Origin of the sequence: Streptococcus henryi DSM 19005, from assembly GCF_000376985.1 — a bacterium.
Classification (GTDB): domain Bacteria; phylum Bacillota; class Bacilli; order Lactobacillales; family Streptococcaceae; genus Streptococcus; species Streptococcus henryi.
The window spans coordinates 34,350-59,546 of record NZ_AQYA01000030.1 but is presented as its reverse complement, the minus strand read 5'-3'; the positions used below and the strand labels follow the sequence as shown (position 1 = coordinate 59,546).

The 25,197-nt window shown below is 38.2% G+C and carries 20 protein-coding genes and 2 pseudogenes; 4 read left to right on the top strand and 18 right to left on the bottom strand.

Annotated features, from left to right (window positions below; translation table 11 throughout):
• Positions 1-11: 11 nt before the first annotated feature.
• Positions 12-2,279, bottom strand: coding sequence for an alpha-galactosidase (locus F601_RS0104915; RefSeq protein ID WP_018164555.1), 2,268 nt, complete (start codon positions 2,277-2,279; stop codon positions 12-14).
• 279 nt (positions 2,280-2,558) lie between these two features.
• Here F601_RS0104915 and F601_RS0104910 point away from each other — a divergent pair, with 279 nt between their 5' ends.
• Complete coding sequence (locus F601_RS0104910) at positions 2,559-3,560, top strand: LacI family DNA-binding transcriptional regulator (RefSeq protein ID WP_018164554.1); 1,002 nt, start codon at positions 2,559-2,561, stop codon at positions 3,558-3,560.
• A 7-nt stretch (positions 3,561-3,567) separates the two neighbouring features.
• Positions 3,568-4,173, top strand: coding sequence for a sugar O-acetyltransferase (locus tag F601_RS0104905; RefSeq protein WP_018164553.1), 606 nt, complete (start codon positions 3,568-3,570; stop codon positions 4,171-4,173).
• A 206-nt stretch (positions 4,174-4,379) separates the two neighbouring features.
• On the opposite strand, the gene F601_RS0104900 is transcribed toward F601_RS0104905, so the two are convergent.
• The 10 genes and pseudogenes from F601_RS0104900 to lacA form a co-directional block, all read right to left on the bottom strand.
• Positions 4,380-5,990 (bottom strand): glycoside hydrolase family 53 protein, encoded by a 1,611-nt coding sequence (locus tag F601_RS0104900; RefSeq protein ID WP_018164552.1) that lies wholly within the window; start codon positions 5,988-5,990, stop codon positions 4,380-4,382.
• 30 nt (positions 5,991-6,020) lie between these two features.
• Positions 6,021-6,335, bottom strand: a pseudogene (locus F601_RS13685) (lactose/cellobiose PTS transporter subunit IIB); the annotation flags it as partial.
• Positions 6,336-6,406: 71 nt separating this feature from the next.
• Positions 6,407-7,679: pseudogene (locus F601_RS0104895) on the bottom strand (PTS transporter subunit EIIC); the annotation flags it as partial.
• 92 nt (positions 7,680-7,771) lie between these two features.
• The gene (locus F601_RS0104890) at positions 7,772-8,083 is read right to left on the bottom strand and encodes a PTS sugar transporter subunit IIA (RefSeq protein ID WP_018164550.1); all 312 of its coding nucleotides are present in this window, start codon (positions 8,081-8,083) and stop codon (positions 7,772-7,774) included.
• Positions 8,084-8,097: 14 nt separating this feature from the next.
• Positions 8,098-9,498 (bottom strand): 6-phospho-beta-galactosidase, encoded by a 1,401-nt coding sequence (gene lacG / locus F601_RS0104885; protein ID WP_018164549.1) that lies wholly within the window; start codon positions 9,496-9,498, stop codon positions 8,098-8,100.
• Between the two features lie 9 nt (positions 9,499-9,507).
• Positions 9,508-10,344: a PRD domain-containing protein gene (locus tag F601_RS0104880; protein ID WP_018164548.1), complete on the bottom strand. Its 837-nt coding sequence runs from the start codon at positions 10,342-10,344 to the stop codon at positions 9,508-9,510.
• 243 nt (positions 10,345-10,587) lie between these two features.
• Complete coding sequence (gene lacD / locus F601_RS0104875) at positions 10,588-11,553, bottom strand: tagatose-bisphosphate aldolase (protein WP_018164547.1); 966 nt, start codon at positions 11,551-11,553, stop codon at positions 10,588-10,590.
• A gap of 6 nt (positions 11,554-11,559) precedes the next feature.
• On the bottom strand, positions 11,560-12,492 hold the full coding sequence (locus F601_RS0104870; protein ID WP_018164546.1) for a tagatose-6-phosphate kinase: 933 nt from the start codon (positions 12,490-12,492) through the stop codon (positions 11,560-11,562).
• A gap of 25 nt (positions 12,493-12,517) precedes the next feature.
• The gene (gene lacB, locus F601_RS0104865; protein ID WP_018164545.1) at positions 12,518-13,033 is read right to left on the bottom strand and encodes a galactose-6-phosphate isomerase subunit LacB; all 516 of its coding nucleotides are present in this window, start codon (positions 13,031-13,033) and stop codon (positions 12,518-12,520) included.
• Between the two features lie 22 nt (positions 13,034-13,055).
• Entirely contained in the window at positions 13,056-13,481 is a 426-nt protein-coding gene (gene lacA / locus F601_RS0104860) for a galactose-6-phosphate isomerase subunit LacA (protein WP_018164544.1), read from the bottom strand.
• 236 nt (positions 13,482-13,717) lie between these two features.
• Between lacA and F601_RS0104855 the strand changes: the two genes are divergently transcribed.
• Positions 13,718-14,482, top strand: coding sequence for a DeoR/GlpR family DNA-binding transcription regulator (locus F601_RS0104855; protein ID WP_018164543.1), 765 nt, complete (start codon positions 13,718-13,720; stop codon positions 14,480-14,482).
• A 397-nt stretch (positions 14,483-14,879) separates the two neighbouring features.
• Here the strand turns inward: F601_RS0104855 and F601_RS0104850 are convergent, their stop codons facing one another.
• The 7 genes from F601_RS0104850 to treP form a co-directional block, all read right to left on the bottom strand.
• The gene (locus tag F601_RS0104850; protein ID WP_018164542.1) at positions 14,880-15,185 is read right to left on the bottom strand and encodes a type II toxin-antitoxin system RelE/ParE family toxin; all 306 of its coding nucleotides are present in this window, start codon (positions 15,183-15,185) and stop codon (positions 14,880-14,882) included.
• Positions 15,185-15,487: a type II toxin-antitoxin system RelB/DinJ family antitoxin gene (locus F601_RS0104845; protein ID WP_018164541.1), complete on the bottom strand. Its 303-nt coding sequence runs from the start codon at positions 15,485-15,487 to the stop codon at positions 15,185-15,187. Before F601_RS0104845 ends, F601_RS0104850 begins: the two co-directional genes overlap by 1 nt.
• 87 nt (positions 15,488-15,574) lie before the next feature.
• On the bottom strand, positions 15,575-17,173 hold the full coding sequence (gene dexB, locus F601_RS0104840; protein ID WP_018164540.1) for a glucan 1,6-alpha-glucosidase DexB: 1,599 nt from the start codon (positions 17,171-17,173) through the stop codon (positions 15,575-15,577).
• A gap of 319 nt (positions 17,174-17,492) precedes the next feature.
• Positions 17,493-18,626: an ABC transporter ATP-binding protein gene (locus F601_RS0104835; protein WP_018164539.1), complete on the bottom strand. Its 1,134-nt coding sequence runs from the start codon at positions 18,624-18,626 to the stop codon at positions 17,493-17,495.
• Positions 18,627-18,836: 210 nt separating this feature from the next.
• The gene (locus tag F601_RS0104830; RefSeq protein WP_018164538.1) at positions 18,837-19,694 is read right to left on the bottom strand and encodes a helix-turn-helix domain-containing protein; all 858 of its coding nucleotides are present in this window, start codon (positions 19,692-19,694) and stop codon (positions 18,837-18,839) included.
• Positions 19,695-19,787: 93 nt separating this feature from the next.
• Positions 19,788-21,413 carry an alpha,alpha-phosphotrehalase gene (gene treC / locus F601_RS0104825; RefSeq protein ID WP_018164537.1) on the bottom strand — a complete coding sequence of 542 codons (1,626 nt, stop codon included), beginning with the start codon at positions 21,411-21,413 and terminating at the stop codon, positions 19,788-19,790.
• A 94-nt stretch (positions 21,414-21,507) separates the two neighbouring features.
• Positions 21,508-23,529, bottom strand: a complete 2,022-nt coding sequence (gene treP / locus F601_RS0104820) for a PTS system trehalose-specific EIIBC component (protein WP_018164536.1) — start codon at positions 23,527-23,529, stop codon at positions 21,508-21,510.
• A 333-nt stretch (positions 23,530-23,862) separates the two neighbouring features.
• Between treP and treR the strand changes: the two genes are divergently transcribed.
• Positions 23,863-24,573 (top strand): trehalose operon repressor, encoded by a 711-nt coding sequence (gene treR / locus F601_RS0104815; protein ID WP_018164535.1) that lies wholly within the window; start codon positions 23,863-23,865, stop codon positions 24,571-24,573.
• The last annotated feature ends 624 nt before the right edge of the window (positions 24,574-25,197 follow it).

The window sequence follows — 25,197 nt, the reverse complement described above, 5'->3', positions numbered from 1 at the left end:
GAAAACTCCCTTTATTTTTTCATTTTAAAATAGTAAAGATGTGTCACAAAATCACGACGAACAACAGGATCATAAATCCCCATATTCATCAGTTCATCGCCAGACAAAACAGCCCCCACTTCAAGTGGCCGACTAGCATAAATCGACGTAAAATAACCAACCCCCTGGTCCTCTCCCTCCTTGAAAAGAGCCACATGCTCATAGTCAGCATCTGGATTCAGACCAACCATTTTTGTTTTTGTCAACAATGGCTGAGCTCCTGCCAGAGTTTGAGCAGTGAAGAGGAGACTTTCAGTCTTATCCTCAGAAACAAACTGCCAAGCTGTTGCATTCCCATCGGAAGGTGATTTAAGGCGATAGAATTTCCCATACTGAACTAGGGGACGAATCGCTTTATAAGCCTCAACCTCTTCCCTGACTGCCTCTTTCTCCTCATCAGACATGGAAGTCAAATCCAATTCATAACCCAAAACACCGCTCATAGCTACATGGGCACGAGTGTCTAGAGGCGTTATGCGTCCCGTTTGGTGATTGGGAACCGCTGAAATATGCGAAGTCATCATAGAAATAGGATAGACAAGAGAAGTTCCATACTGGATGGTCAAGCGTGAAATGGCATCGGTGTTATCACTGGCCCAAGATTGAGGCATATAGTATGCCCAACCTGCATCGAAGCGGCCACCGCCTCCTGAACAGCCTTCAAAAAGAATCTGAGGATAAGCACTTGTAATCCGCTCCAGCAAGTCATAAACACCCAAGACATAGCGATGACTAGTCTCACCCTGACGATGGGCAGGTAAATCAAGTGAGTAGATGTCTGACAAATGGCGATTCATATCCCACTTAATATAGTCAATGTAGCCCTGATCTAAAATGTCTTTGACTTGATTAAAGATATTATCTCGAACCTCTTGCCTCCCCATATCAAGAACAAATTGAGAGCGAGATGGGCTCGGCTGACGACCCGGAACCTGCATCAAGTAATCCGGATGATTTCGGAAAAGATCAGAATCCATAGAAATCATCTCAGGCTCAAACCAGAGACCAAACTTGAGTCCTTGCTGGTGAACATAGTCCGCAAAACCTTTGACTCCTTGAGGAAATTTCTCATGATTGATAAACCAATCTCCCAGAGATGATTGATCATTATTGCGATAGCCAAACCAACCGTCATCAAGGACAAACATCTCAATTCCCAGCTGCTTAGCTTCATCAACAATAGGGCGAAGCTTTTCTTCAGTAAAATCAAAATAAGTTGCTTCCCAGTTATTAACCAGGATAGGACGTTCTTGATTCTTAAATTGGCTACGAACCAAATGCTGACCAATAACCTTATGAAATTCTTGGCTCATCCCGTTCAAGCCCTGATTAGAATAAACCATAAGAACTTCCGGAGTTTGAAAAGCATCTCCTGCCCCCAACTCCCATTCAAAGTTTTCATGGTTAATACCAACAAGCAAACGTAGCTGAGCTAATTGATCTTTTTCAAGTTCGAAAGCATGATTTCCAGAATAAACCAGACTAAATCCATAGGCATCACCAACAAACTCATCGGTCTTCTTATCAACTAAGGCTAAAAAGGGATTCATTTGATGGCTTGAGGTTCCACGGCGGCTAGCAAATCTTTGAAGACCATAGCCAACTGACTGGCGTTCCATATGACGTTCATTGGCATGGGCTCCTGGAAGACTGATTGTTTCAAAATCTTTTGCAACAAAATCAAGCTGTAAAGAGGCTACTTTTTCCAGCATAATAGACTGAGAACCCTGATTTCTGACCTGAACCGAACGTGCCACAAGGTCACAATCTCTAAAAATACTGTAAAGCAAATCAAGCTCGACTTGGCTTACCTTATCTTCCAAAGTAATAACCAAAGTCTGAGCTTCAGCCTTATCTTGGACAAAAGAGGCAGGCAATCCTGAAAGTCCAGGTTTGCCATCTTGGATGTGATAATCTTTAAAAACAAAGGCATTGGAACGACTGCCATCTCCGTGTTTAATAATCAAAGCTGGCTGACGGTAATCACCAGAGTCGCTCCCACTGTATTCTTGAGGAAGGGTATCTTTGGACAAGCCACGATCAAGGTTATCTAGGACATTTCCAGAAAAACCACGATCAATCCTAGGATAAGATAAATGGTTATGGTAGCGCTTTACTTTTTTACCAAAATATAAATGGCTGACTAGGCCACCGTCATCTATGGATAGTAGATAAGAAATATTATTGTTACTTAGGTGAAAGACCTTATTTTCTGAATCAAATCTAATCAAATCAGACATAGCACACCTCATTTTCTTTACTTAATTTTTTCACTAATTATTTTACTTTATTTTTACTAATAATTCAAGGCTGTTTTGCCTGTTTTTCCCCTTCTATTAAATCAGAGCCAATTAAAATTCCCTACTCTTAGCTTCTAACACCTCTTAAAGATACTTTAATCATCTGATATTTTTAAGTTTTTCACTTCATATCAATAGGTAGAATCCCTTCTTTTGTGATATAATAAAAGCAACAAGTATTTTTACTAAAATTCTGTTTTTTCTAAGGAGAGGATGAAAATGGCAACAATCAAGGATATTGCAGAACATGCAGAGGTTTCTATCGCAACAGTTTCTAGAGTTCTAAATAACGATGAGTCTATGTCTGTCAGTGAAGCGACACGCGCTAAAATTTTTAAAACCGCAGATCAACTAGGCTACACACGTTATAAAAAAAATCTCATTGCTAAAAACGAAAATAAAAAAGTCGCTATCATCCAATGGTACACAGAATCTGAAGAGATTAATGACCTCTATTATTACTCTATACGTATTGGTATTGAACGTCGTGCCATTGAGCTTGGCTATGAAATCATCCGACTCTTTAACGACTCTCCTTTAGATGATGCTCGATCAGCCGACGGAGTTATTGCCATCGGAAAATACAGCAACTCACAGATTAAAGATTTGGAGAAAATCAGCGATAACCTTATTTTCGTTGATAGTGATACGCTGAGCAGCGGTCATACCTGTGTGACTACTGATTTTACCAATTCTGTTATTAGCGCTTTGGATCATTTTATTAACAAAGGACAAACTAAGATTGGCATTTTAACAGGTGAAGAGATGACAGCTGACCATGAATTTCCTCTCATTGATCCTCGTTTCTATACTTTTAAGAATTACCTAACACAACAAAAACTCTATAACCCCGATTATGTTTTTATCGGTAAATTCTCTACAGATGACGGCTACCAATTGATGAAAAATGCAATTGAGACTTGTGGAGACAACCTCCCAGAAGCCTTCTTTATTGCAAGTGATGCCTTAGCTATCGGCGCCCTCCGTGCCCTACAAGAAAAGGACATCAAAGTCCCTGACCGCGTCAGCATTATTTCCTTCAACGATACCGTCGTAGCTAAACAAGTCTACCCACCGTTAAGTAGCGTCACTGTCTTTACCGAGGAAATGGGAATTCTCGCTATGAATACCCTCAATCAACAATTAGAGAGCTTCACACCTGAAATCCCAGTAATGATGAAACTAGCAACTGTTTTAACACTTCGCAGCAGTAGTAAATAAGAAGCTTATGAGAAATCCACTTCATTCCGGCGAACTCTACTTACCATCCGACCCTGACATTCTCAAGGAGCAAACACTTTGCCAGGAATTACTCTATGATTTCAATCAAACCAGACCTTCTGAGGGAGAAAAGCGCCAAGAACTCCTAGAGAAGATGTTTGCCCAGGTCGGAGAAAACGTCTATATTGAACCTCCCTTGCACGCTAATTGGGGCGGTAAATTCTGCAAAATCGGCAAAAATGTCTACGCTAATTTCAACCTAACTTTAGTCGATGATACCCAGATCACTATCGGCGACTACACTATGATTGGCCCAAATGTGACAATCGCTAGCGCAGGCCACCCTATTCTTCCAGAGCTGCGCCAAAAAGGTTACCAGTACAACCTTCCCGTGAGCATCGGTAAGAATTGTTGGATTGGAGCAAACAGCACCATCTTGCCCGGTGTGACCATCGGTGACAATAGTGTTATCGGTGCAGGCAGCCTTGTTACCAAAGACATCCCTGCAAATGTTCTAGCCTTTGGCAGCCCAGCCAAAGTTATAAGACCAATCAATGAAAAAGACCGAAAATATTATTATAAAGACAGGAAAATTGATTGGGAGTCAATCTGATTGCCATCATTTATCGGATTGATACGTCCCATTTGTAACAGATTATTGAAAAACAGTTCCAAGATTTTGTTTCAAAATAGCTCTTGTGCTCACTTAAAAATAGATGCAATAATAATCTCTTCAAAAAACAAAAAATCGAAAAAAAACATATAAGAAATAAACTATTAAAAAAAACATTCCCAAAATTTCTTTGGGAATGTTTTTAACTAGTCAACTTTAACAAGTCTAATATTATCAATCGAAACCCACTTGTTGGCAGATGATTTCACATAAACACCTACCTCACATTGTCCTTTTGTAATTCGAATATTATCAATGGTGTAGGTTTTCCATATAAGAGATTCTTTAAGAGAAATCTTTTGCTCACTACCTCCATAATTCTTTATATATAGTTGTGCAGTCTCAATATTAACATCCCCCATAGCATCTATACTTAATTTATAGGTCCCTGAACTGAGATTAAAAACATTTTGATAAACTGAACTTTCGAAGGCTTTATCTGACCAGAATGTAAGCTTATGACGAGAATCATCATATATTTCTGTTTTTATTCCAGCATTCTTATTGGCAGTCCATTTGTTCCAATTTGATGGACTTTCGGTATAACCATCCCATTCAAAGCTATTGTTTTGTATGAGATTTGTTAAATTAGAATAATTAAAAGCTTTTATACCGCGCAAAGCATTTCCTGAAAAATCAAAGACAGCTTGATTTTCCCATTCGTTTCCTGTCAAATCTGAAACACCAAGATAAGACATTCCTGCCTGTGTCGCCCAGGAAACATTAGCATTATACCAAAGAGGCTCCCAATAAAAGAAACCTAGGCCATTGTTTTTTTTAACATCTTTTATCTTATCGACTAAATCCGTCAAAAATTGGTACTGCCCATCTTGATTAGCCTTATAGCCACCACTATCTTCTTCATTTTTAGTGAATGCATTTATTTTTTGATCGAGGTTATTAAGTGTATTTGCATAAGCTGTTTCAACAACGACAACTTTTTTGTTGTAACGTTCACTAATGTTGTCCATGTTTTCAGCAAGATCAGCCAATGATCCATGCCAATATGGATAATAAGAAATTCCCACGATATCAAAATCAACTGATTGATTAGTAATCTCATATAACCACCATTGAAAAACTGATTTATCTCCGCCATCTGCTAAATGAAGCATTATCGGAATATCACTATTTTGTGTATCTTTTACAGCTTTCACTCCCGATTTTAAAAAAGTAGCTAGTCGGATAAACTCTTGACCATCCCCACCCCAACTTTTTCCATAAGGCCATAGTAGACCACTGTTCAATTCATTTCCTATCTGAATCATATCCGGATACAAACCTTGACTTTTCATCTTATTAAGAACATCAACCGTATAATGGTAAACACTCGAATTCAATTGCTCAAAAGTTTGATTTTCCCAAGATTTTGGAAGAGTTTGTTTTCCTGGATCAACCCAGAAATCACTGTAATGAAAATCTAACAAGACTTTCAACCCATTAATTTTGGCCCTTCTGGCAAGTTTAATAGTTTTGCTTAAATCATTTGTTCCAGCACCATAAGGATTTCCCGAGCTATCATAAGGATCAACCCAAAGTCGCAAACGAACATAGTTAACACCATTATCTTTTAATATGGTTAGGGGATCTTTTTGTTTACCGTTAACTTTGTATACAGCACCACTTTGTTCCATTTCATCTAGAATTGAAATGTCCGCTCCATTAATAAAGTCATCAGCCCTAACTATCTGAGTACTTACTGAGGTAAACCCAATAATTACCAAAACAAAAGTAATAATTTGTTTAAGTTCTTTCATAATTTATCCTAGCTTTATCCATGAAAATATTTAAGCAAAATATGACATTACAAATGCAACTGCACCTTTTGGATCGCGTGTTAATTTAATATATTCGGCACCTTTGGTTGCTGCTAGCTTAATACCTAAAGCATCAGTATCCTTCTTGATATCTTCATAGAAAGAGTTAACTTGCGGTGCCAAAACAACCATATCAAAGTTCTTCATAATTTCATAATGAGAGCCATAGGCACCAGCAGAAGCTGTAATCTTAGCACCTGTTTCTTGAGCACCTTCTGTTAGTGCATTAGCCAACATAGCACTTGTTCCAGCACCAGCACAAAGAACTAAAACATTAACATCTTTATCTGTTGTAACTTTAATTTCATCTTCTAATTTTTTTACTGGTGCTACTTTTTCTTCAAGAGTCTCTTTAGCTGCATTCTCTGCTTCTTCTTCCAAAAGAACTGCATCATAAGCTTTAACAAATGGGAAGTAAATGACAATATCAATAGCTAACAGAACAAACATCAAAACAATCGCTAGAAGGCTAACTCCTGTACCTAAAATAAGACCAATTGGTGCAGGAGTTGCCCAAGGAAGGACGTACATAAAGCTATTCATTTTCAAAACATCAACAAAGAATTTGAAGATGCAGACATTAACAATCGGAGTTAATAGAAATGGAATGAAGAAATATGGGTTTAAAATAATTGGCGTTGCAAACAAAAGTGGTTCATTTACCGCAAAACAGACTGGAATGAAAGAAGCTTTACCAACCGCTTTCAATTGTTTTGATTTAGCAAAAGCTAAGAAGATAAATGGTACAACAAGTGTTGCACCTGTCCCTCCCATCGTACCTACAAAGTTTCCAAGACCAGCCGTTAAGACGTTTGAAGCATGTTCCCCAGCTTTCATCAATTGCAAGTTAGCTTCAACATTTGTATAAATAACTGCTACAATTGCAGGCTCCACAATCGATGGACCATGAACACCTACAAACCAGAAGAGAGCCATTGCTCCCCAAATTATTGCAATTCCAAGATAACCATCAGCCGCTGTGAACAGTGGTTGCATCAAAGAGATGATGGCTTCCGCAAAGGAATGACCAAAGAAATAACGAATTAATGTATCAAGAAGAACAGCAGCAAATACTGCAAATGAGAATGGAAAGATATCTCTAAAAGTTTGCGAAATGGTACCTGGAACCTCTTTAGGCATCTTAATCGTAATATCTTTCAAAACACAGAATTTATACATGTTTACAGTGATGAAAGCTGCAACAAAAGCTGCAAGAATCCCTTTTGTTCCCATGTAGCCATTAGCAAAGCCACCATCAATTTGATCTGCACTTAGCAAAAGGAAGCTAGTGATAGAAGCCAACATAACTGAAACTGCATTGATTTTTTTATTAGATGGCATTTGTCGATTCATTGATTCTGCCAAACAGCGAGCTGTCGTAGCTGAAACAAGCAATGCTACAATTCCCATTGAATAGCCATAAACCTTCCATAACCATGTTGAAAAAGCAGCCGGCAAAGTAATTCCAAAAATCTCAGGAATAGCAGCAATCAAGATAAAGATACTTGAGAATAGAATAGCTGGCATAGCAGCTAAGAAACCATCACGAATGGCCCCGAGGTAAATATTGCGTGAAATTTTTTCAAAAAAAGGTTTCCCTTTTTCAATCTGTTGAATGAGTTTGTTCATGATAAAACTCCCCAAGAACCGAAGACTTAGTATATTAAGAGGAGATTGTGCTTCTACCAAGTCCGGTCCAAATCCTTTCTTCTTTTTAAAAATTAACGATTTTTATATAACTCAATAAAATCCTGAATTAAGTCACGTAATAACAAAGTTGTCATCAAATGGTCTTGACCATGAATGAAGATAAAACCTAGTTCCAAGTCTTCCCCAGCTGCTTCCTGAGCTAAAAGCTTGGTCTGTGCATTATGTGCTAAAGCCAAATTATCATCGGCTTCTTTCACAGCTGTTTCAATATTGTCAAAGTTACCAGATCTCACTTCTTTTAATAGATGCAACAAAGTGCTTCTTGCATCTCCAGAGTAGGCTACAATTTCAAATCCTAACATTTGTAATTCTTTTTTATCCATCTTTATAAATCCCCCTATTCTACTATTTTTGTATCACTAATATGTTTATACCAGTAAGCTGATGCTTTTGGATAACGCTTTTGAGTCTCAAAATCAACATAAAACAAACCATAGCGTTTATTATACCCATTTGACCATGAGAACAAGTCCATCAAAGACCAAAGAAAGTAACCTTTAACATTAACCCCTGCATCAATTGCTTTAGCAAGAGATTGCAGGTAAACTTTCAAATAATCAATACGTGGTTGGTCCATGATGATACCATCATCAAATTCGTCTTTATAGCCCATACCATTTTCCGTGATATAGATTTTATTATAATGTGGATAATCTGCTTTGATTCGAAGAAGCAAGTCATACAGACCTTCTGGGTAGATAATCCAATCCCAGTCCGTTCTTGGAATACCTTCTTTGTATATGCGTTCCCCGATGCCCTTGACTTTATATACTGATGTCCCCTTATCACCTGTACCGTTGTGATGAATGTCATTTTCACCATTATAGGCTTTGACAAAGTGACATTGGTAATGATTGATACCAAGATAATCGTTGCGGTGGCTGGCTTTTTTCATTTCCTCAAAGTCACCATCAAGGAATTCGTAGCTGGCATTGTTAGCTGCACAGATTTCGTTAAGCGCTTCCATTGTTTGCTTTGAATAATAACCTAGATAAGTTGCATCTAGTAAGAAACGAATAGATAGGGCATCATCTAAGAAAGCTGCATGTTTATCCTCTTCGCTATCACTAGCTTGGTATTTAGTTTCAAGGGAATGAACCACACCAATTTCGCCCTGATAACCACCATCTTTAAACAAATTAACTACACGCGCATGAGCATACATCATATTATGTAAACATTGGATAATCTTAGTAAAATCATATTTTATCCCTGGTGGAAAAATACCCAACAAATACTGATTAGTTGCGACTGGATAGATTTCATTAAAAGTGCTCCAATGACGAACTTCTGTAAATTCTTCAAAACAGAATTTAGCATAGTTAACAAAAGCTTCAATGGTATCGCGGTTTAAGAAATCACCGTTATCAAACAAAACTTTTGGTGTATCAAAGTGGTGTAAGGTTACAAAAACAGTTACATTTCTCTTCTTGCACTCAGCAAAAACATTATGATAGAAATCCACACCTTCCTGGTTCACTTTTCCACTGCCTTCTGGAAAAATACGGCTCCAAGCAATAGAAAGACGAAGTCCGTTGACACCAAATTTTTCACAAAGTTCAATATCTTGTGGGTATTGATGATAGAAATCACTTGCAGGATCTGGACTAAATCGACCTTGTTCTGCTAAAAACTCATCCCAAGCTACAGGTCCTTTACCGCCTTCTTTAGTAGCTCCTTCAACTTGGTAGGCTGCTGTTGCCCCACCAAAAATAAAATCTTCTGGTAATTGATACATTTTTTCTCCCTAATTTAATAAACGTTGAATATGCAAAACTAGATAAACACGCTCACTTCGTGATAAGTCTAGTTTAAATTCTTGTTCCAATATTCTATGAATAGCTTGTCCAATTCGAAATGCTTTTGGATAATCAGATTTTACAAAGTCTTCCATATTAACCAAAGAAGTCTCGTCTTGTTGACTAGTTTGCAATCGATTAATCAGATAGGTCAAATGGATCATCAAACGGTCATACAAGTTACTATTTTCGGCATTACGCCTAATACCATTCCTTGATAATTCCTCTTCAACTAATTCTAAAACTCGTTTTCTAGCACTTTCTTCTTGATTAGATGAAATCTCATAGTCTCCTTTGGCATTAATGAAATGCAGAGCCATACGTCCAATTTCATCATCTGGAAAGTTCACTGATAACTTATTACTTAAGATTTCAACTGCCTCTCTTGCCATAGAAAATTCAGTCACATATTCCTTGGAAATATCTGGTAAACGACTTTCCTGATAAGTTCCTTTTAGAAGCTTCTGATAAACTGAGTAAACATGATCAGTAAGTGTGACATACAAATATTCTTGAACAGGAAATTGATGATTTTGCACTAGTTTATCAATCATGTTGTAGGTCACCGTCAGGATATCAAGCGGAATATTTTTCAAAAGCATTAAAAAGTTTTCTTTCGATTCTTCGGTTTTCAAAGAAAATATTTTTTCCACCTGTTCTGGTCTAATGAGATCACCCTTTTTCTTTCGAAAAACGATTCCAAGTCCCATAACAACCGCTTGTTCTCCCTGCTCATTTTTAACTAAAGCTACATTATTATTGAGCGCCTGTATAATGCGGAACATTTTTACCTCCTTGAATATTTTTAGACAAATAAAAACCGCAAACAAACTAGGGTCTTCTCCCTAGATTATTTGCGGTCTTGCCTAATATCTTAGTTACAATCCACTCTTATTGAATTTCTACATTTTCATTATAACACGTTATTTTAAAATGTAAACCCTTTCTTTATGTTTTTTTGTTTATTTTAAACATTTTTAAAAAATCAAACATTTTAACCTTTTATGTTTTATAATTCAAATTTCTTCCTACCATGAGCTTGCTGTTTTTTCCAAGACTTTATTGAGCTCATTGATGTTCTTGAAGCCTTCTGTACGAAGCCAGTTGCGCGCTGCTTCTTCACCTTCTTCAATATAAACTTTGACAGAACCAGCCCAAGTAGCACGTCCACAGAGGACACCATTAAATTTCGCACCAGACTCTGCTGCAAAGACTAGAGTGTCTTGGAAGAGTTTGGCAGAAACACCTGCACTGAGGTAGATGTATGGCAAGTGACTAGCTGCTTCTTGGTCACGGAAGGCTTGTGCTGCTTCTTCTTTTGTGTACACAACCTCACCCTCAGCAAAACCTTCAACATATTTCATATTAACTGGCACTTCAACTTTGAGGACATCGATGCCAAAGCGTTCATCTGAGAAAACTTTCATGGCTTCATTGACTTTATGAGCTTTGACCTTGGCAAATTCCACGCTACCATTGTCAGCGATATTCTCATCGTAAGTTAAAATTTCAAGGAAGAAAGGAATATCTTCTGCTTTACATTCTGAACCGATACGTTCGATATAAGCTTTTTTCTGGAGGTTAACATAGTCATCTCCATCCACATCGTAATAGAGCAAGAACTTAACGGCATCTGCTCCTTCTTCTTTTAGCCGTTTGGCAGACCACTCAACCAAGCAATCTGGCAAGCGACTAGTTGTTGTCGCATCGTATCCAGTCTTTTCATAGGCTAAGAGAAGCCCTGCTTCTTGATCGCGAACTTTACTTGCTGGCAATCCATATTCTGGGTCGAGCAAGATTGATGAAGCGTACTTTGTCAATTCTTCAGAGACGAGAACTTTCAATTGTTCAATTTGCTCAACTGTTGGTTCTTCGGTTTGATATTGTGCCATCATGCGTTTGAGAGCACCGCGTTGGTCAAAGGCCAAGGCTGAAATAACGCCATTGCGACTAAGTTTTTCAAGATAACTTTGTTTTGCTTGTGTTAGTACCATTTGTTTTTATACCTCTTCTACTTGGATTTGATTGAATAACGTTTCGTAGCTTGACATATTGACATGCCCCGTCATTTCTTCTTGAGCATTTAACATACCTAGAACATTGGCTCGCTTGAGCAAATCAGCATCGGAGAAACCTTGAACCAAGGCTGATGCAATGCCTGCCACAGTGGAGTCCCCTGAGCCTACAGGATTGACGACCTCAATCTTAGGGATACGCACTCGATAAAACTTATCTCCATGCTTGGCAAAGGCACCTTTAGCACCTAGGGATACAATAATCCACTCAATACCATCAAATAAATCTTGGTTTAAAGTCGCCTTTAAATCCTCGATGTCATCCGTCACCTCTCGTCCCACTAATTGAGCGAGTTCTTCAGTATTGGGTTTGATGACGAATGGTTTTTCAGATTGGTCTAGGACATCCTGTAAGGCCTGGCCTGAACAATCCAAGACAACTTTTGTCTGGTTAGCATTGGCTAAGCTTATCACTGTAGCGTAATAATCTGATGGTAAGCCGGCGGGTAAGCTACCCGAAATAGCAATAACATCAAAGTCTTTGCTCAGTTCCTTAAAATGCTGAAGGAAGGCCGTCGCCTCATCAGGGGCTATGCTAGGCCCAGCTTCTAAGATTTCTGTTTGTAAACCTTCATGTAGGATAGCAATGCAGTTGCGCGTGTCTCCACGGATATCAAAGAATTGGTTACCAATCTTGGCTTGATCCAATTTTTCTTTGATGAAATCGCCAAGCTTTCCGCCTACCAAGCCAGTAGCAACAACATCTTCCCCAACCTCTGAGAGTACGCGGGTCACATTCAACCCCTTACCACCTGGTGTTTTACTAACCGTCGAGACGCGGTTAACCGTATCGAGCTTCAAGGCATCCAAGGGGTAAGAGATGTCAACCGAAGGGTTCATCGTTACTGTAAGAATCATCTTTCTTCTCCTTAAGCTTCAAGATTTAGTCGTGGTATTCTCCACGATCCCATTTTTCAAGGAATTCATCGAAGAAGTTTTGATCGGTTTGATTTTCGTTTACACTTTCAACTTGAGTGATTTTAGCAATCAATTTTTCATTTTCTGCTGTTGGTTTATACTCAGCTGCTATGAAGGCATCAATGATATCACACATGAGCAACTCACCTGTGATTTTGCCACCAAAACCAATCACATTGGCATTTAGTTCTTCTTTAGCATAGACAGCACTTGTCATGTCGCGGACAAGGGCTGAGCGAATGCCTGGCACTTTGTTGACAGCATTGTTAATGCCTACGCCTGTTCCGCAGATACAAACACCGAGGTCAACTTGACCACTGGCAACTGCTTCACCAACCCTTTTTCCGTAGATAGGATAATGCGTTCTCACATGGTCATAGGTTCCGCAATCAAGAACTTCATGCCCTTGACCCTTTAAGTAATCTACAACAGCCATTTTTTCATTTGTTACGATGTGGTCACATCCGATAGCAACTTTCATCTTATCTTCCTCTCATCTTTTCTTAGCACATTTTATTTAGCATATCGACACGAATTTGGTGACGGCCAGCATCATAATCAGCAGTCACAAATCCTTTGACAATATTCTTGGCAACTTCAACTCCGACGATTTCAGAACCAACTGTAATCGTGCGTGAGTTGTTGTGAGCGCGGGTCATGTAAGCTGACCGCTCGTCTGAAACCTCTGCCGCTACCATACCTTTGAGTTTGGTTGCCACCATGAAAGGTCCTGCGCCGTAAGCATCGATTACAATACCGAGATTTCCTTCTGATGCATTAACTGCATCGGCAACCGCTAATGTAATATCCACAAAATCTTTGCTTGTGTCAGTTACATCCACGACATCATAATCGTTTTCCAGAAGATAATCTTTGATGATTTCTTTGAGTTTACTTCCCTGTGCATCTGCACCAATAACAATAGCCATAAAAGTCTCCTTGTTTATATTTGTTTGTCTTTGATAAAAGACTAAACCTAAACAAACACTTTGTCAAGTTATTTTTGTTTAAAAATGTTTATTTTGTGCATTTTTTAAAAAACCAACCTTAACATACGTTAGTTTTTGGTAAATATCCCATATTAATGTGCGTTTTTTGTTTAAATTCAGTGCTATTTGTTTGTTTTATGTTATAATAGCATCATAAGCTATCAAGGGAGTAAGTCATGATAAAGAAAGAACGGTTGAATTGGATTCTAAATCGCCTTAAATACCAAAAAATTATTACAGTAAATGAAATTATTGAAGAATTAAACGTTTCTGACATGACTGTTCGTCGGGATTTAACTGAACTTGAAAAAGAGCACCTACTTATTCGTATACACGGAGGTGCCCAAAGCGTTGATACTTTAAATGTTGAAGAAAAATCAAATACTGAGAAATTATCACAACAGGTACCCGAAAAAAGAGAGATAGCCTCTCTTGCATCAAAAACAATACAAGATGGAGAAACTATTTTTATTGGCCCTGGGACTACTCTAGAGTATTTTGCAAAAGAGTTACGATATAAAAGCCTAAGGATTGTTACCAACAGTCTCCCTGTATTCAATATTTTAAAAGATTGTACAAATATTGATTTACTATTAATCGGTGGAGAATATCGTCCTATCACCGGTGCTTTTGTTGGAACATTAGCTAGTTCAAATATAAAATCCTTGAAATTTTCAAAAGCATTTATTAGTGCAAATGGTATCTTTAAAAATTCAGTCGCAACCTATAGTGAGTCTGAAGGAATTATTCAACAGCTTGCTTTGGATCAATCTCTAGAGAAAATCCTTTTAGTCGATCACCAAAAATTTGATGCCTATGATTTTTATGTTTTTTATGACACCAATAAATTTGATAAAATAATCACTGATTCAATACTTTCAGATAATAAATTGGAATCATATAGTAGCTATACAAAAATCATTAGAGCTTCCAATAAGTAAGTTTATAAGGTTCATTATCCATCCGATTCTCAAACAATTTTAAAAGTGAGCAGATTTCTTTTTCTGCTCACTTTTTAAGTTATAAAAATATTGGAAAACTAGTTTCGTTTCACACAAAAGGCATCCCAAGCTTTCCCAAAAGATTAGTACAATTTTTCTGTACTAATCTTTTTATTTATACTTTTAAAACCAACTATAGCTTAACTATTGAATGACACTACTGCAGTTAATACTCTTTGAAAATCAAAATGATACATCGTTAAGCCTCCTTGCCTACCTCCAGGTATGCCTTTGTCAGCTTGCCTTGTCTGATTTTGATTTTCTTTGAGTATAAGCTAAAATCCTAACTTTTTAAGCACAAAATAGCACCTCGCTACTAAGCAAGGTGCCAAATATTTTACCAATTATCCAAGTGACGTGAACCGTAAACAATACTTACGATTATCGCTTCATTACCGATAACATGGTAGATGATACGATATTTTTTTACAATTAATTGTCTAAAGGTATATCCACGATTTAAAAGTGCTTCTATGACTGAACAACGTTCTGGAAAAATAGTTAAAGATAGCATAGCTTTAGATAAACTTTCCATTAGACTTTCTGCTGCTACGGGGGCACAAAGTTCATTATGAATATAATTATAAATGTCTAATAAATCTTTTTTGGTCCCATCAGAGATACTTACCTTATATTCTTTCATCACTCACTTACCTTAAAGCTCGATAAAAACTCTTTCAATTCTTGGCGATTCCCAGATTTAGCATCTTCAAAACTAGAAATAAGTTTATCAAAATATTCATCTTTCGTCATGAAATCAGCATTAACATCTCGTGGTGCCTCAGGTAGAGAAACATCAAAAGGAATCCCACCTGTCATAATAACCTGATTCAAAAACATATCAATAGCAGTTGACATAGGGATACCCAAACGTTTTAAAATATCATCTGCCGCACGTTTCACATTATCATCTACTCTTAAATTTAAAGTTCCTGTTTTAGCCATGATCGCCCTCCTTATTGTAACGACATTGTACCACTTTTGCAAAGACGATTCAACTGAAAGATGGTAATGTCAAAAGTTACAAGAATATCACTCCACCTTCACACAGAAGGCGTCCCAAGCTTCCAATTTTCCTGAAGCAAAGATTGCTTCAACATCAGTATTGCTAATTATAATTTCCTTATAGTCACCAGCAAAATCTAAAGCTTGTTCTTCACCTGACAGATTAACAACAATCAGATAGTTGTCACGTTTATAGGCGAAAACTTTGTCAGCTGTATCCAAGAGTTCAAAACCTGCATCAACCAGCCAGTCATTGTCCTTGCGCAGCTGAATGAGTTTCTGATAGGTGTAGAAGATAGAATCTGGGTCAGCCAGCGCAGCTTCAACATTAATATCAGCATGGTTTGGATTGACTGGGAGCCAGGTCTGAGTGCTGCTGGAGAAGCCAGCATTAGCGTCAGCATCCCATTGCATAGGGGTTCTAGCGTTATCACGGCCAATCATTCGAATACTGTCCATAACCTGCTCTTGAGCTCTGCCATTTTCCATAGCTTCATGGGCATAGTTAAGGGATTCGATATCATTAAGCTGACTCAGGTCCTCAAAAGGATAGTTGGTCATGCCGATTTCCTCACCCTGGTAGATATAGGGAGTGCCCCTCATGAGGTGGAGGGCAATGGCTAGCGCTTTGGCTGATTTTTGGCGGTAAAGGCCTGTATCTCCCCAGATTGAGAGGACACGTGGCAGGTCATGGTTATTCCAGAAAAGAGAGTTCCAACCCTGACCCAACTCCAGTTCTGTCTGCCATTTGTTAAAGATTTCCTTGAGTGCGGACACATCTAATTCTTTAATATAATCCCATTTAGGAGCATCAGGCTTGTGCTGAAGTCCAATATGTTCAAATTGGAAGACCATGGAGAGTTCTTTTTCAGCAGGACTAGAGTACTGTTTGGCAATTTCTGGCGTTGCTCCCCAAGTCTCACCAACAGTCAGTAAGTCCTTGCCTGCAAGAGTAGCCTGGTGCATTTCTTTGATGTAGTCATGTAGTTTTGGACCATTCTCCTTGATTTTTTGATCCGGAATCTTACCAATAAGGTCTATGACATCCATGCGGAAGCCAGCAACCCCCTTATCAATCCACCAATTCATCATGTCATAAATCTTCTGACGCAGCTCCGCATTTTCCCAGTTCAAATCTGGTTGCTTCCTGCTAAAAAAGTGGAGATAGTACTGGCCAGACTTGTCATCATACTGCCAAGCAGAACCACCAAAGACAGAAACTAAGTCATTTGGCTGGTCTCGCCAGATATAGTAGTCTCTCTCAGGGCTATCAGGATTCTCACGCGCTTCAACAAACCAAGCGTGCTCGTCAGAAGTATGATTGACCACTAAATCCATGATAATTTTGATATTGTGTTCTTCTGCTTGAGCTAACAGTTCCTCCATATCTGCCATATCACCAAAAATATCAGCGATATCCTGATAATCAGAGATATCATAGCCATTGTCATCCATAGGACTCTTATAAACAGGAGATAACCAGATTGCTGTTATTCCAAGTTTTTGAAGATAATCCAACCTGCTAGTAATTCCCTTCAAATCTCCAATACCGTCACCATTTGAATCCATAAAGGATTTTGGATAAATTTGATAAATTGTAGCACTGTGCCACCACTGTTTTTCCATTATGATGTTCCTTCTTTCTTTACAAAATACACTGAACCTCAGACAAATCGAAAGATGTAATCATTTGAATTATCTTTGATCCATCGTCACTCTCGGCTTGCTATACCCCTGTTGAGAGAAAGATATTTCTTTAAATTCAAAACTCCAAGAATCTATCCCGGAGCATTGGAGATGTTTGCACCTCCGCTCCTTATCTGAATGCTAATTCAGTCGACCATAAATTTAGAAATAAGATTCTCTTTTTTGTTATGCAATCGATTGCACATCTTTTCAAAAGAAAATCCTCAAAAAACTTGAGGATTCCATTCTTTAGGAGAACTTAGCGAATAGCTTTTTCACTTTCAGCATCGAAGAAGTGTCCTTTTGCCACATTGAAAGTGAGAGATACTTTTTCACCTGGATTATGATAGTCACGCGCATCTACTCGAGAAGCAAATTCCGCGTTACCAGCTTTTACATAGAGCATAGTTTCAGAACCAAGCAATTCAGACACCATAACTTCAGCTGTTACAGTTGCATCTGGATATGTTTCTCGAACAACTGGATTGCTTGAGATGTCTTCAGGACGAATACCAAAGATAACTTTTTTACCGATGTAACCTTGTGCTTCAAGAACCTTAGCTTGTCCACCAGGAAGAGCCAAGCTGAAACCTTGATCGCTAACAAGACGATCTTTTTCAACAGTCATGTTAAAGAAGTTCATAGCTGGACTTCCGATAAAGCCGGCAACAAATTTATTAGCAGGTTGGTTATAGAGCTCTTGTGGAGTACCAATTTGTTCTACACGTCCAATAGTTCCTGAACCATCAGGGTTTTTAGTTGAAGACATGATAACGATACGGTCTGCAAGCGTCATAGCTTCTGTTTGGTCGTGAGTAACGTAGATAGTTGTTGATCCGATACGACGGTGAATCTTAGCAATTTCAGAACGCATTGACACGCGCAATTTAGCATCCAAGTTTGACAAAGGCTCATCCATCAAGAATACTTTTGCATCACGGACAATAGCACGACCCATGGCAACACGTTGACGTTGACCACCAGAAAGATCAGCTGGTTTACGTTGCAAGAATTCAGTCAAACCAAGAATTTGAGCAGCTTCTTTAACACGTTTATCAATATCATCTTTAGAGTATTTACGCAATTTAAGACCAAAGGCCATGTTATCATAAACAGTCATGTGAGGATAGAGGGCGTAGTTTTGGAAAACCATGGCGATATCACGATCTTTTGGTGCTTTATCATTAACAACTTCACCATCAATCTTGAGTTCACCCTCAGTGATATCTTCAAGACCAGCTACCATACGAAGAGTCGTTGATTTACCACAACCTGAAGGACCTACGAAAACGATAAATTCTTTGTCTTTGATATCCAAGTTGAAGTCTTCAACAGCGTAGTGAGTTGCATTTGGATATTTTTTGAAAATGTGATTTAGATTTAATTCAACCATGATCGGCTCCTTTATTTTTGGCTCCACACTTTTTCTTTTGGAAAATAGCAGAGCTTCTTTTCTTATTTGATGGTTTCATTGTATCAAAGATAGCGTTTTCACGATATAGGCAGCCCTGCCAAAAAAAATTGTGCAAGGTGACCAAAATGACACAATTATCTCAACTGACCAATCAAAACTAGAAAAACTCTTCAATCTATCTCCAAAAAATCATTCTGTCAAAATCAAAAGATAGCAAAAAGCCAAATCATCCAATTTCTTTAAATTTAAGCCTGAGAGGGCTAAAAACTTATCCAACTTATATTGCAAGGAATTACGGTGGATAAAGAGCTTCTGAGCAGTCTGCACAAGATTGCCATGTTCTTCCCACATGGCTATGACAATATCTCGAATATCCTTGGTATCATTGATATAAGAAAGCATCTTATTCTTCACCAAAGTGAGGTCGCTCTGCCTTGCCATTCCCCAGAGCAGAACCTGAGAAAAAGCAAACGTATTATCAACCGCCTTATAATTAATAACATCTGAGAACAGCCTATTCTCACTATCAAAATAAGCAGGTAATTCATCATCCTTGAGCTTAGCCCAGCTATTACCAAAGAAAATCGTTAACTTCATATCAAAGTCATTCTCAATAGTAGGCAAAATATCTTTGATCAAATCTTGAGCATCAAAGGACATATCCTGATTAAGCAAGAGAACTGTTCGTGTTGATGAGACTTCAACAATAGCTTCAAGATTAACTAAAAGACTAGCAAAAAAATCCTTTAAGTCTTTGGATAGAGGCAAGAGATGGTCTACATAAATAAACTGAACCTTGTCAAAGAGCTGAGGGGCATGTCCTTTCTTTTGAACAAGATAAGTTTGCCAGACATTTTTTTCTGCCTGCTCTGCTATTTCCAAAACCTCTGTAGACAGGCCTGAAAGCAAGAGCTCACGCTCAGATAAGCTCTCTTTTGGAAGGTAAAGATAAGACCCATTCAAGGTTAATTCTAGGTATTCTGAGGTTAGCTCCAGATTTCGCTCTTCCCGTACCAGACCCTCCGGAAACAATTGATTAATTTTCATAACGACTCACTTCTTTGAAAGATATGATTCCATTATAGCACAGTCTGTGAAAATTAAAGCAAGCCAAAACACAGGGTTTCAGCTTGTTATCTATTAATCAACTAAAATTGCTAATGTTTGGTATGGCATCAAGCGAATTTTTTGTGCCAACTCAGGAGCATCATAGTTGCTAATCAAGACTTGCCCAGCTTCATATCCAGCAAGCAAATCAAGCTCAACTTCTTGGCCAAAGAAATTATTCAGCACCAAGAGTTTTTGCCCATTCAGCTCACGCTCAAAGGCATAAACCTTATCACTATCCTTATAGGCCACCTTATAAGATCCTTCAGCAACAATTGGAGTTTCCTTACGAAGAGCAATCAATTTTTGATAAAAAGTAAAGATTGGTCCCTCTTTTTCATTGGCTACATTAATCTCTTGATAAGATTTACCCGCCTTTAGCCATGGTGTCCCTGTTGAGAAACCTGCATTGAGACTGTCATCCCACTGCATTGGTGTCCGTGAGTTATCGCGTGATTTTGCTTGGATAATAGCAAAGCTTTCCTCAGGCGACTTGCCTGCTGCAAGCAACTCATCGTAAGCATTAATGGACTCCACATCCACATAATCTGCCATTGAATCATAATCAGGATCAATCATCCCAATCTCTTCACCCATGTAGATGTAAGGTGTTCCACGTGACAAATGAATGCTGGCAGCTAACATTGTAGCCCCTTCATTACGGAAATTCTCGATGTCCACAAAACGGTTAAGGGCACGTGGCTGATCATGATTATTCCAGAAAAGAGCATTCCAGCCATTACCTAGGCTCATTTCCTCACCCCAAGTATGAAAGAGATTCTTGAGCTCTTCAAAATCAAAAGCCTTGCGGGTCCATTTTTGACCATTGTCATAATCAACCTTAAGATGGTGGAAATTGAAGACCATAGACAACTCATGATTATCTGGATTACTGTAGCCAATACAATTCTCAATAGTTGTCGAACTCATTTCCCCAACAGTCATGCTGACTTGATCTTGACCAAAAGTTGCTGCATTGAGCATCTTAAGGTAGTCATGAGTAATTGGTTTATCTGTGTAGGCTGGTTTGCCATCATCAACAGGACAGTCTTCCAAGACCTCATCTTTACCAATAACGTTGATAACATCGAAGCGGAAGCTATTGACCCCCTTATTACGCCAGAAATTAACCACTTTGAAAAGTTCTTCGCGTACATGAGGATTACGCCAATTCAAATCTGCCTGAGTTTTATCGTAAAGATGTAGGAAATATTTACCAGTATCCCCAAAAGGAGCCCAAGCATTTCCACCAAATTTAGAAAGCCAGTCAGTCGGTTCATCACGCAAGATAAAGAAGTCTTGATAGAACTTATCTCCTGCTAAAGCTTTTTGAAACCACTCATGTTCAATAGAACAGTGATTAAGAACCATATCTAGCATCAAATCAATGCCATGACTTTTAGCTACGGCAACAAGTTCTTCAAAATCTGCCATGGTTCCAAATAGCGAATTGATAGCAGTATAATCTGAAATATCATAACCGTTGTCACGCTGAGGACTTGGATAAAAAGGATTAAGCCAAATCACATCTACTCCTAATTCCTCAAGATATGGAAGTTTCTCAATGATTCCACGCAAGTCTCCAACACCATTACCTGTTGTATCTTTATAAGACTTTGGATAAATTTGATAAACTACTTTTTTCTTGTCGAAAGCCATTATCTCTCCTTCTCATTTTTATTCTAAGACTATTATAAAGCATTACTTTATGAAAACAAGCCCAGCTCATTTTTCCTACTGGGCTTATCATTTATTATAATTTTGTAGCTGTCATTAACTGACTACCACGACTAACATCTGCTGGAAGAGTAATCATATCAGTTGGCATGTAAGTATCTTGATTAGTCACGATTACTGGTGTCTCTACTACATAGCCTGCGGCTTTAATTGCAGCAATGTCAAAGCTAATCAACTTATCACCAGCTTTCACGTGGTCACCTTGAGCAACATGGGCTATAAATCCTTCTCCTTCGAGGTTTACAGTATCCATACCAATATGCATCAACAATTCCACACCATCACTAGAAACAAGTCCTACGGCATGTTTTGTTGGGAATAGAACAGACACAATACCATCAACAGGCGAAACCAACTCACCTTCCGTCGGATCAATAAGGACACCTTGTCCCATAACACCTTGTGCAAATACTGGATCATTTGCAGTACACAATTCACGCGCATTACCAGTTAATGGGCTTAGGATTGCAACTTTTGAACCAGATGCTGCTTCTTCAACTACTGGAGCTGAAGAAGTTGATAATTCCTCAGCACTTTCAAGAGCTTCATCCTCTGCCTTTGTCAAAATACCAGATTTACGGAAGAAGAATGTCAAGAACATTGGAACTATGATAGCTACAGCCATACATAGGAAGAATGGCACCATGTATTTAACATTGATAGCCATAAACCCAGGAAGACCACCAACACCGATTGAGTTTGCTTGAACATTAAATGTTGTAGATAAGAGACCTGCTACACCTGAACCAATCATCCCTGCAACAAATGGGTAAACATATTTCACATTAACCCCAAAGAGGGCAGGCTCAGTGACACCAAGATAAGCAGAGATAGCAGCTGGAAGAGAAATCTCGGCAGCACGTTCGTTTTTACGATTCATCAAATAATATGCAAATACTGCCGAACCTTGAGCAATATTTGAAAGAGCAATCATTGGCCATAAACCAGTTGTATGTGTTGCTGTATCAGCAATCAATTGTGTATCAATGGCATTTGACATATGGTGCAAACCAGTGATAACAAGTGGTGCATACAAAGCACCAAAGATAGCACCGAAGAGCCATTTAACAGGACCAGTCAAACCAGCAAGAACGACAAATGAGATACCCTTACCGATTGTCCAACCAATAGGACCAAGAACAGTATGAGCAAGGATAAGAGCTGGAAGCAATGACAAGAATGGAACGAAAATCATTGATACCACTTCTGGAATACGTTTACGCCAGAAGATTTCCAAATAAGAAAGACTCAAACCTGCCAAGAGTGCTGGGATAACTTGAGCTTGATAACCAATACGATTAACAGTAAAGTAACCAAAATCCCAAACCCAATTCTCAGCAATTTCAGCAGCTGATGTTCCTGCAACAGAATAAGCATTGAGCAATTGTGGCGACACCAGACAAATCCCCAAAACAATACCAAGAATTTGAGTAGTCCCCATTTTACGAGTTACAGACCAAGTAATACCTACTGGCAAGAAGTGGAAGATTGCTTCACCAGGCAACCACAAGAAATGGTTCACCCCATTCCAGAAAGTAGATACATTTGTGATAGTATTCCAAACTGGTTCTCCAGCAGCATCAAACTGTTTAACCCCGTCAACCACTTTTTGACCTAAGAACTCAAATCCAACACCTTCCAAAATATTACGAAAACCTAGAATAAGCCCCCCAACGATGATAGCTGGAATAATAGGTGTGAAAATCTCAGCCAACATAGTCATAACACGCTGGATTGGATTTTGATTTGACTTAGCTACAGATTTGGCAGCTTCTTTAGATACACCTTCAATGCCTGATACAGCAGTAAAGTCATTGTAGAAAATAGGAACATCATTACCAATAATAACCTGGAATTGACCAGCATTGGTAAAAGTACCCTTTACAGCAGAAATTTTTTCAATCCTCTTAATATCTGCCTTACCCGTATCATTCAAAACAAAACGCATACGTGTCGCACAGTGCGTTACAGCAGCAACATTTCCTTTACCGCCAATAGCTTCTAACATCTCGCGGGCTTCATTTTCAAATTTTCCCATGAGCGAACTCCTTTTCTTTTCTCTTGAGTGACCTCAAGTTTTTAGTTTGCCCTATGAAAATCAAAACTTAAAAGTTCAAGAGTTAAACATTTCTTGTTTATAAACAAATCTAGAAATATTTAACTTTATTAGTTAGTTACTATCTGTAACGAGATCTTAGTATTGACTTGCAAAGAGCGATGACTGTAAAATGGTCATAGCGACGCGATTCACAAGTATATTGTAAGCGTTTTTTGATTTGTAGGCAAGTTGTTTGCAAAAAATAATTTAAAAATATGGTAAAATATAAGTAGTTGTATGATAAAACAAAAACAACTTTAGAAGAAGTAAACTATGAAGAAATACGAAAAAATTTTTAAAGATCTTGAAGAACAAATTCTTAGAGGTGACTATCTGCCAGAAGACTATCTGCCAACAGAGAACGAACTATCCAAACATTATCAAGTAAGTCGAGATACAATTCGTAAAGCCTTATCCCTATTATCTGAAGCTAATCTTATCCAAAAACGCCACGGTTCTGGTTCTCAAGTCTTAAAACATGAGCAAATCAATTTTCCAGTATCAGAACTCACCAGTTATCAAGAACTCATAAATCAACTTGGTATCAATTCAAAGACAAACGTGATAAGCATTGATAAAATCATCGTTGATGACAAATTATCTCAACTCACAGGTTTTAAAACTAATAGCTTAGTCTGGCGTATCACACGACAGCGAGTCGTTGATGGAATTGCCTCAGTGCTTGATATTGACTACCTTTGTAAGTCAACAGTTCCAAATATTAGCCGAGAAATAGCAGAGCAGTCAATCTATAAATACCTTGAACAAGACCTCAATCTTGATATTTCTTACGCTCAAAAAGAAATCACAATTGACCAACTAACCGAGCAAGATAAAATCCTCTTAGACATTGGACCAGAACACCATGTCGTATCTATCAAATCAAAAGTATACCTAGCAAACAATCAACAATTTCAATTCACAGAGAGCCGCCATAAGCTTGAAAAATTTAAATTTGTAGACTTTGCCAGACGTAAAAAATAAAAATCAAATATATTCAATATAATCATATATTAACTGATTCTACTACATAGAATAATTAAAAAATTACTTGGACCCTAATCCAAGTAATTTTCAATTTAACCCATTAGACAGAGATGTGACTTAGTCCCATAAAAAGTACTACTGAAGCTACATTTTCCAAGTCATGACTAACATGCTTAGAACTATCCACAAATCGACTACACTGCGGAAGATGAGTCAGGGTAAAAGAAAAATTAGTAACCACCTAAAATATCATAAATAAGACCTCAATTCAATTGAGACAAAGCCTAATACTCTTTTAAAATCAAAATGACACACGGTAGTTTCGACTTGCCGTACCCTAGCACTTCCTCGTCTGATTTTGATTTTTTTGAGCATAATAAGTCAACTACTTAAGAGAAGACCAAACTAGACTGGTCTTCTCTAGATTTTAGCTATAAGTCACCCCACTACAGTTGACAAAGAAGCCTTAAGACGACAAAAAACGCCTGCTTATGAAGTGTTTCTAGACATAGAGACATTTCGTAAACAAGCGTTAATCATTACCAATATGATGAGTGTTACCGCCGAAAAAATCGGCGGTAGACCAGAGCTAGACTAAGGGTAAAACACCCCATCATCATA

Coding starts and splice junctions, on each gene's coding strand:
- treC (WP_018164537.1), bottom strand. CDS start 21,413: ATGGCTTTCGACAAGAAAAAAGTAGTTTATCAAATTTATCCAAAGTCT.
- F601_RS0104845 (WP_018164541.1), bottom strand. CDS start 15,487: ATGGCTAAAACAGGAACTTTAAATTTAAGAGTAGATGATAATGTGAAA.
- F601_RS0104850 (WP_018164542.1), bottom strand. CDS start 15,185: ATGAAAGAATATAAGGTAAGTATCTCTGATGGGACCAAAAAAGATTTA.
- F601_RS0104870 (WP_018164546.1), bottom strand. CDS start 12,492: ATGATTCTTACAGTAACGATGAACCCTTCGGTTGACATCTCTTACCCC.
- treR (WP_018164535.1), top strand. CDS start 23,863: ATGAAGAAATACGAAAAAATTTTTAAAGATCTTGAAGAACAAATTCTT.
- treP (WP_018164536.1), bottom strand. CDS start 23,529: ATGGGAAAATTTGAAAATGAAGCCCGCGAGATGTTAGAAGCTATTGGC.
- F601_RS0104910 (WP_018164554.1), top strand. CDS start 2,559: ATGGCAACAATCAAGGATATTGCAGAACATGCAGAGGTTTCTATCGCA.
- dexB (WP_018164540.1), bottom strand. CDS start 17,173: ATGGAAAAACAGTGGTGGCACAGTGCTACAATTTATCAAATTTATCCA.
- lacD (WP_018164547.1), bottom strand. CDS start 11,553: ATGGTACTAACACAAGCAAAACAAAGTTATCTTGAAAAACTTAGTCGC.
- lacB (WP_018164545.1), bottom strand. CDS start 13,033: ATGAAAGTTGCTATCGGATGTGACCACATCGTAACAAATGAAAAAATG.
- F601_RS0104880 (WP_018164548.1), bottom strand. CDS start 10,344: ATGTTCCGCATTATACAGGCGCTCAATAATAATGTAGCTTTAGTTAAA.
- lacG (WP_018164549.1), bottom strand. CDS start 9,498: ATGTATCAATTACCAGAAGATTTTATTTTTGGTGGGGCAACAGCAGCC.
- lacA (WP_018164544.1), bottom strand. CDS start 13,481: ATGGCTATTGTTATTGGTGCAGATGCACAGGGAAGTAAACTCAAAGAA.
- F601_RS0104900 (WP_018164552.1), bottom strand. CDS start 5,990: ATGAAAGAACTTAAACAAATTATTACTTTTGTTTTGGTAATTATTGGG.
- F601_RS0104905 (WP_018164553.1), top strand. CDS start 3,568: ATGAGAAATCCACTTCATTCCGGCGAACTCTACTTACCATCCGACCCT.
- F601_RS0104830 (WP_018164538.1), bottom strand. CDS start 19,694: ATGAAAATTAATCAATTGTTTCCGGAGGGTCTGGTACGGGAAGAGCGA.
- F601_RS0104855 (WP_018164543.1), top strand. CDS start 13,718: ATGATAAAGAAAGAACGGTTGAATTGGATTCTAAATCGCCTTAAATAC.
- F601_RS0104915 (WP_018164555.1), bottom strand. CDS start 2,279: ATGTCTGATTTGATTAGATTTGATTCAGAAAATAAGGTCTTTCACCTA.
- F601_RS0104890 (WP_018164550.1), bottom strand. CDS start 8,083: ATGGATAAAAAAGAATTACAAATGTTAGGATTTGAAATTGTAGCCTAC.
- F601_RS0104835 (WP_018164539.1), bottom strand. CDS start 18,626: ATGGTTGAATTAAATCTAAATCACATTTTCAAAAAATATCCAAATGCA.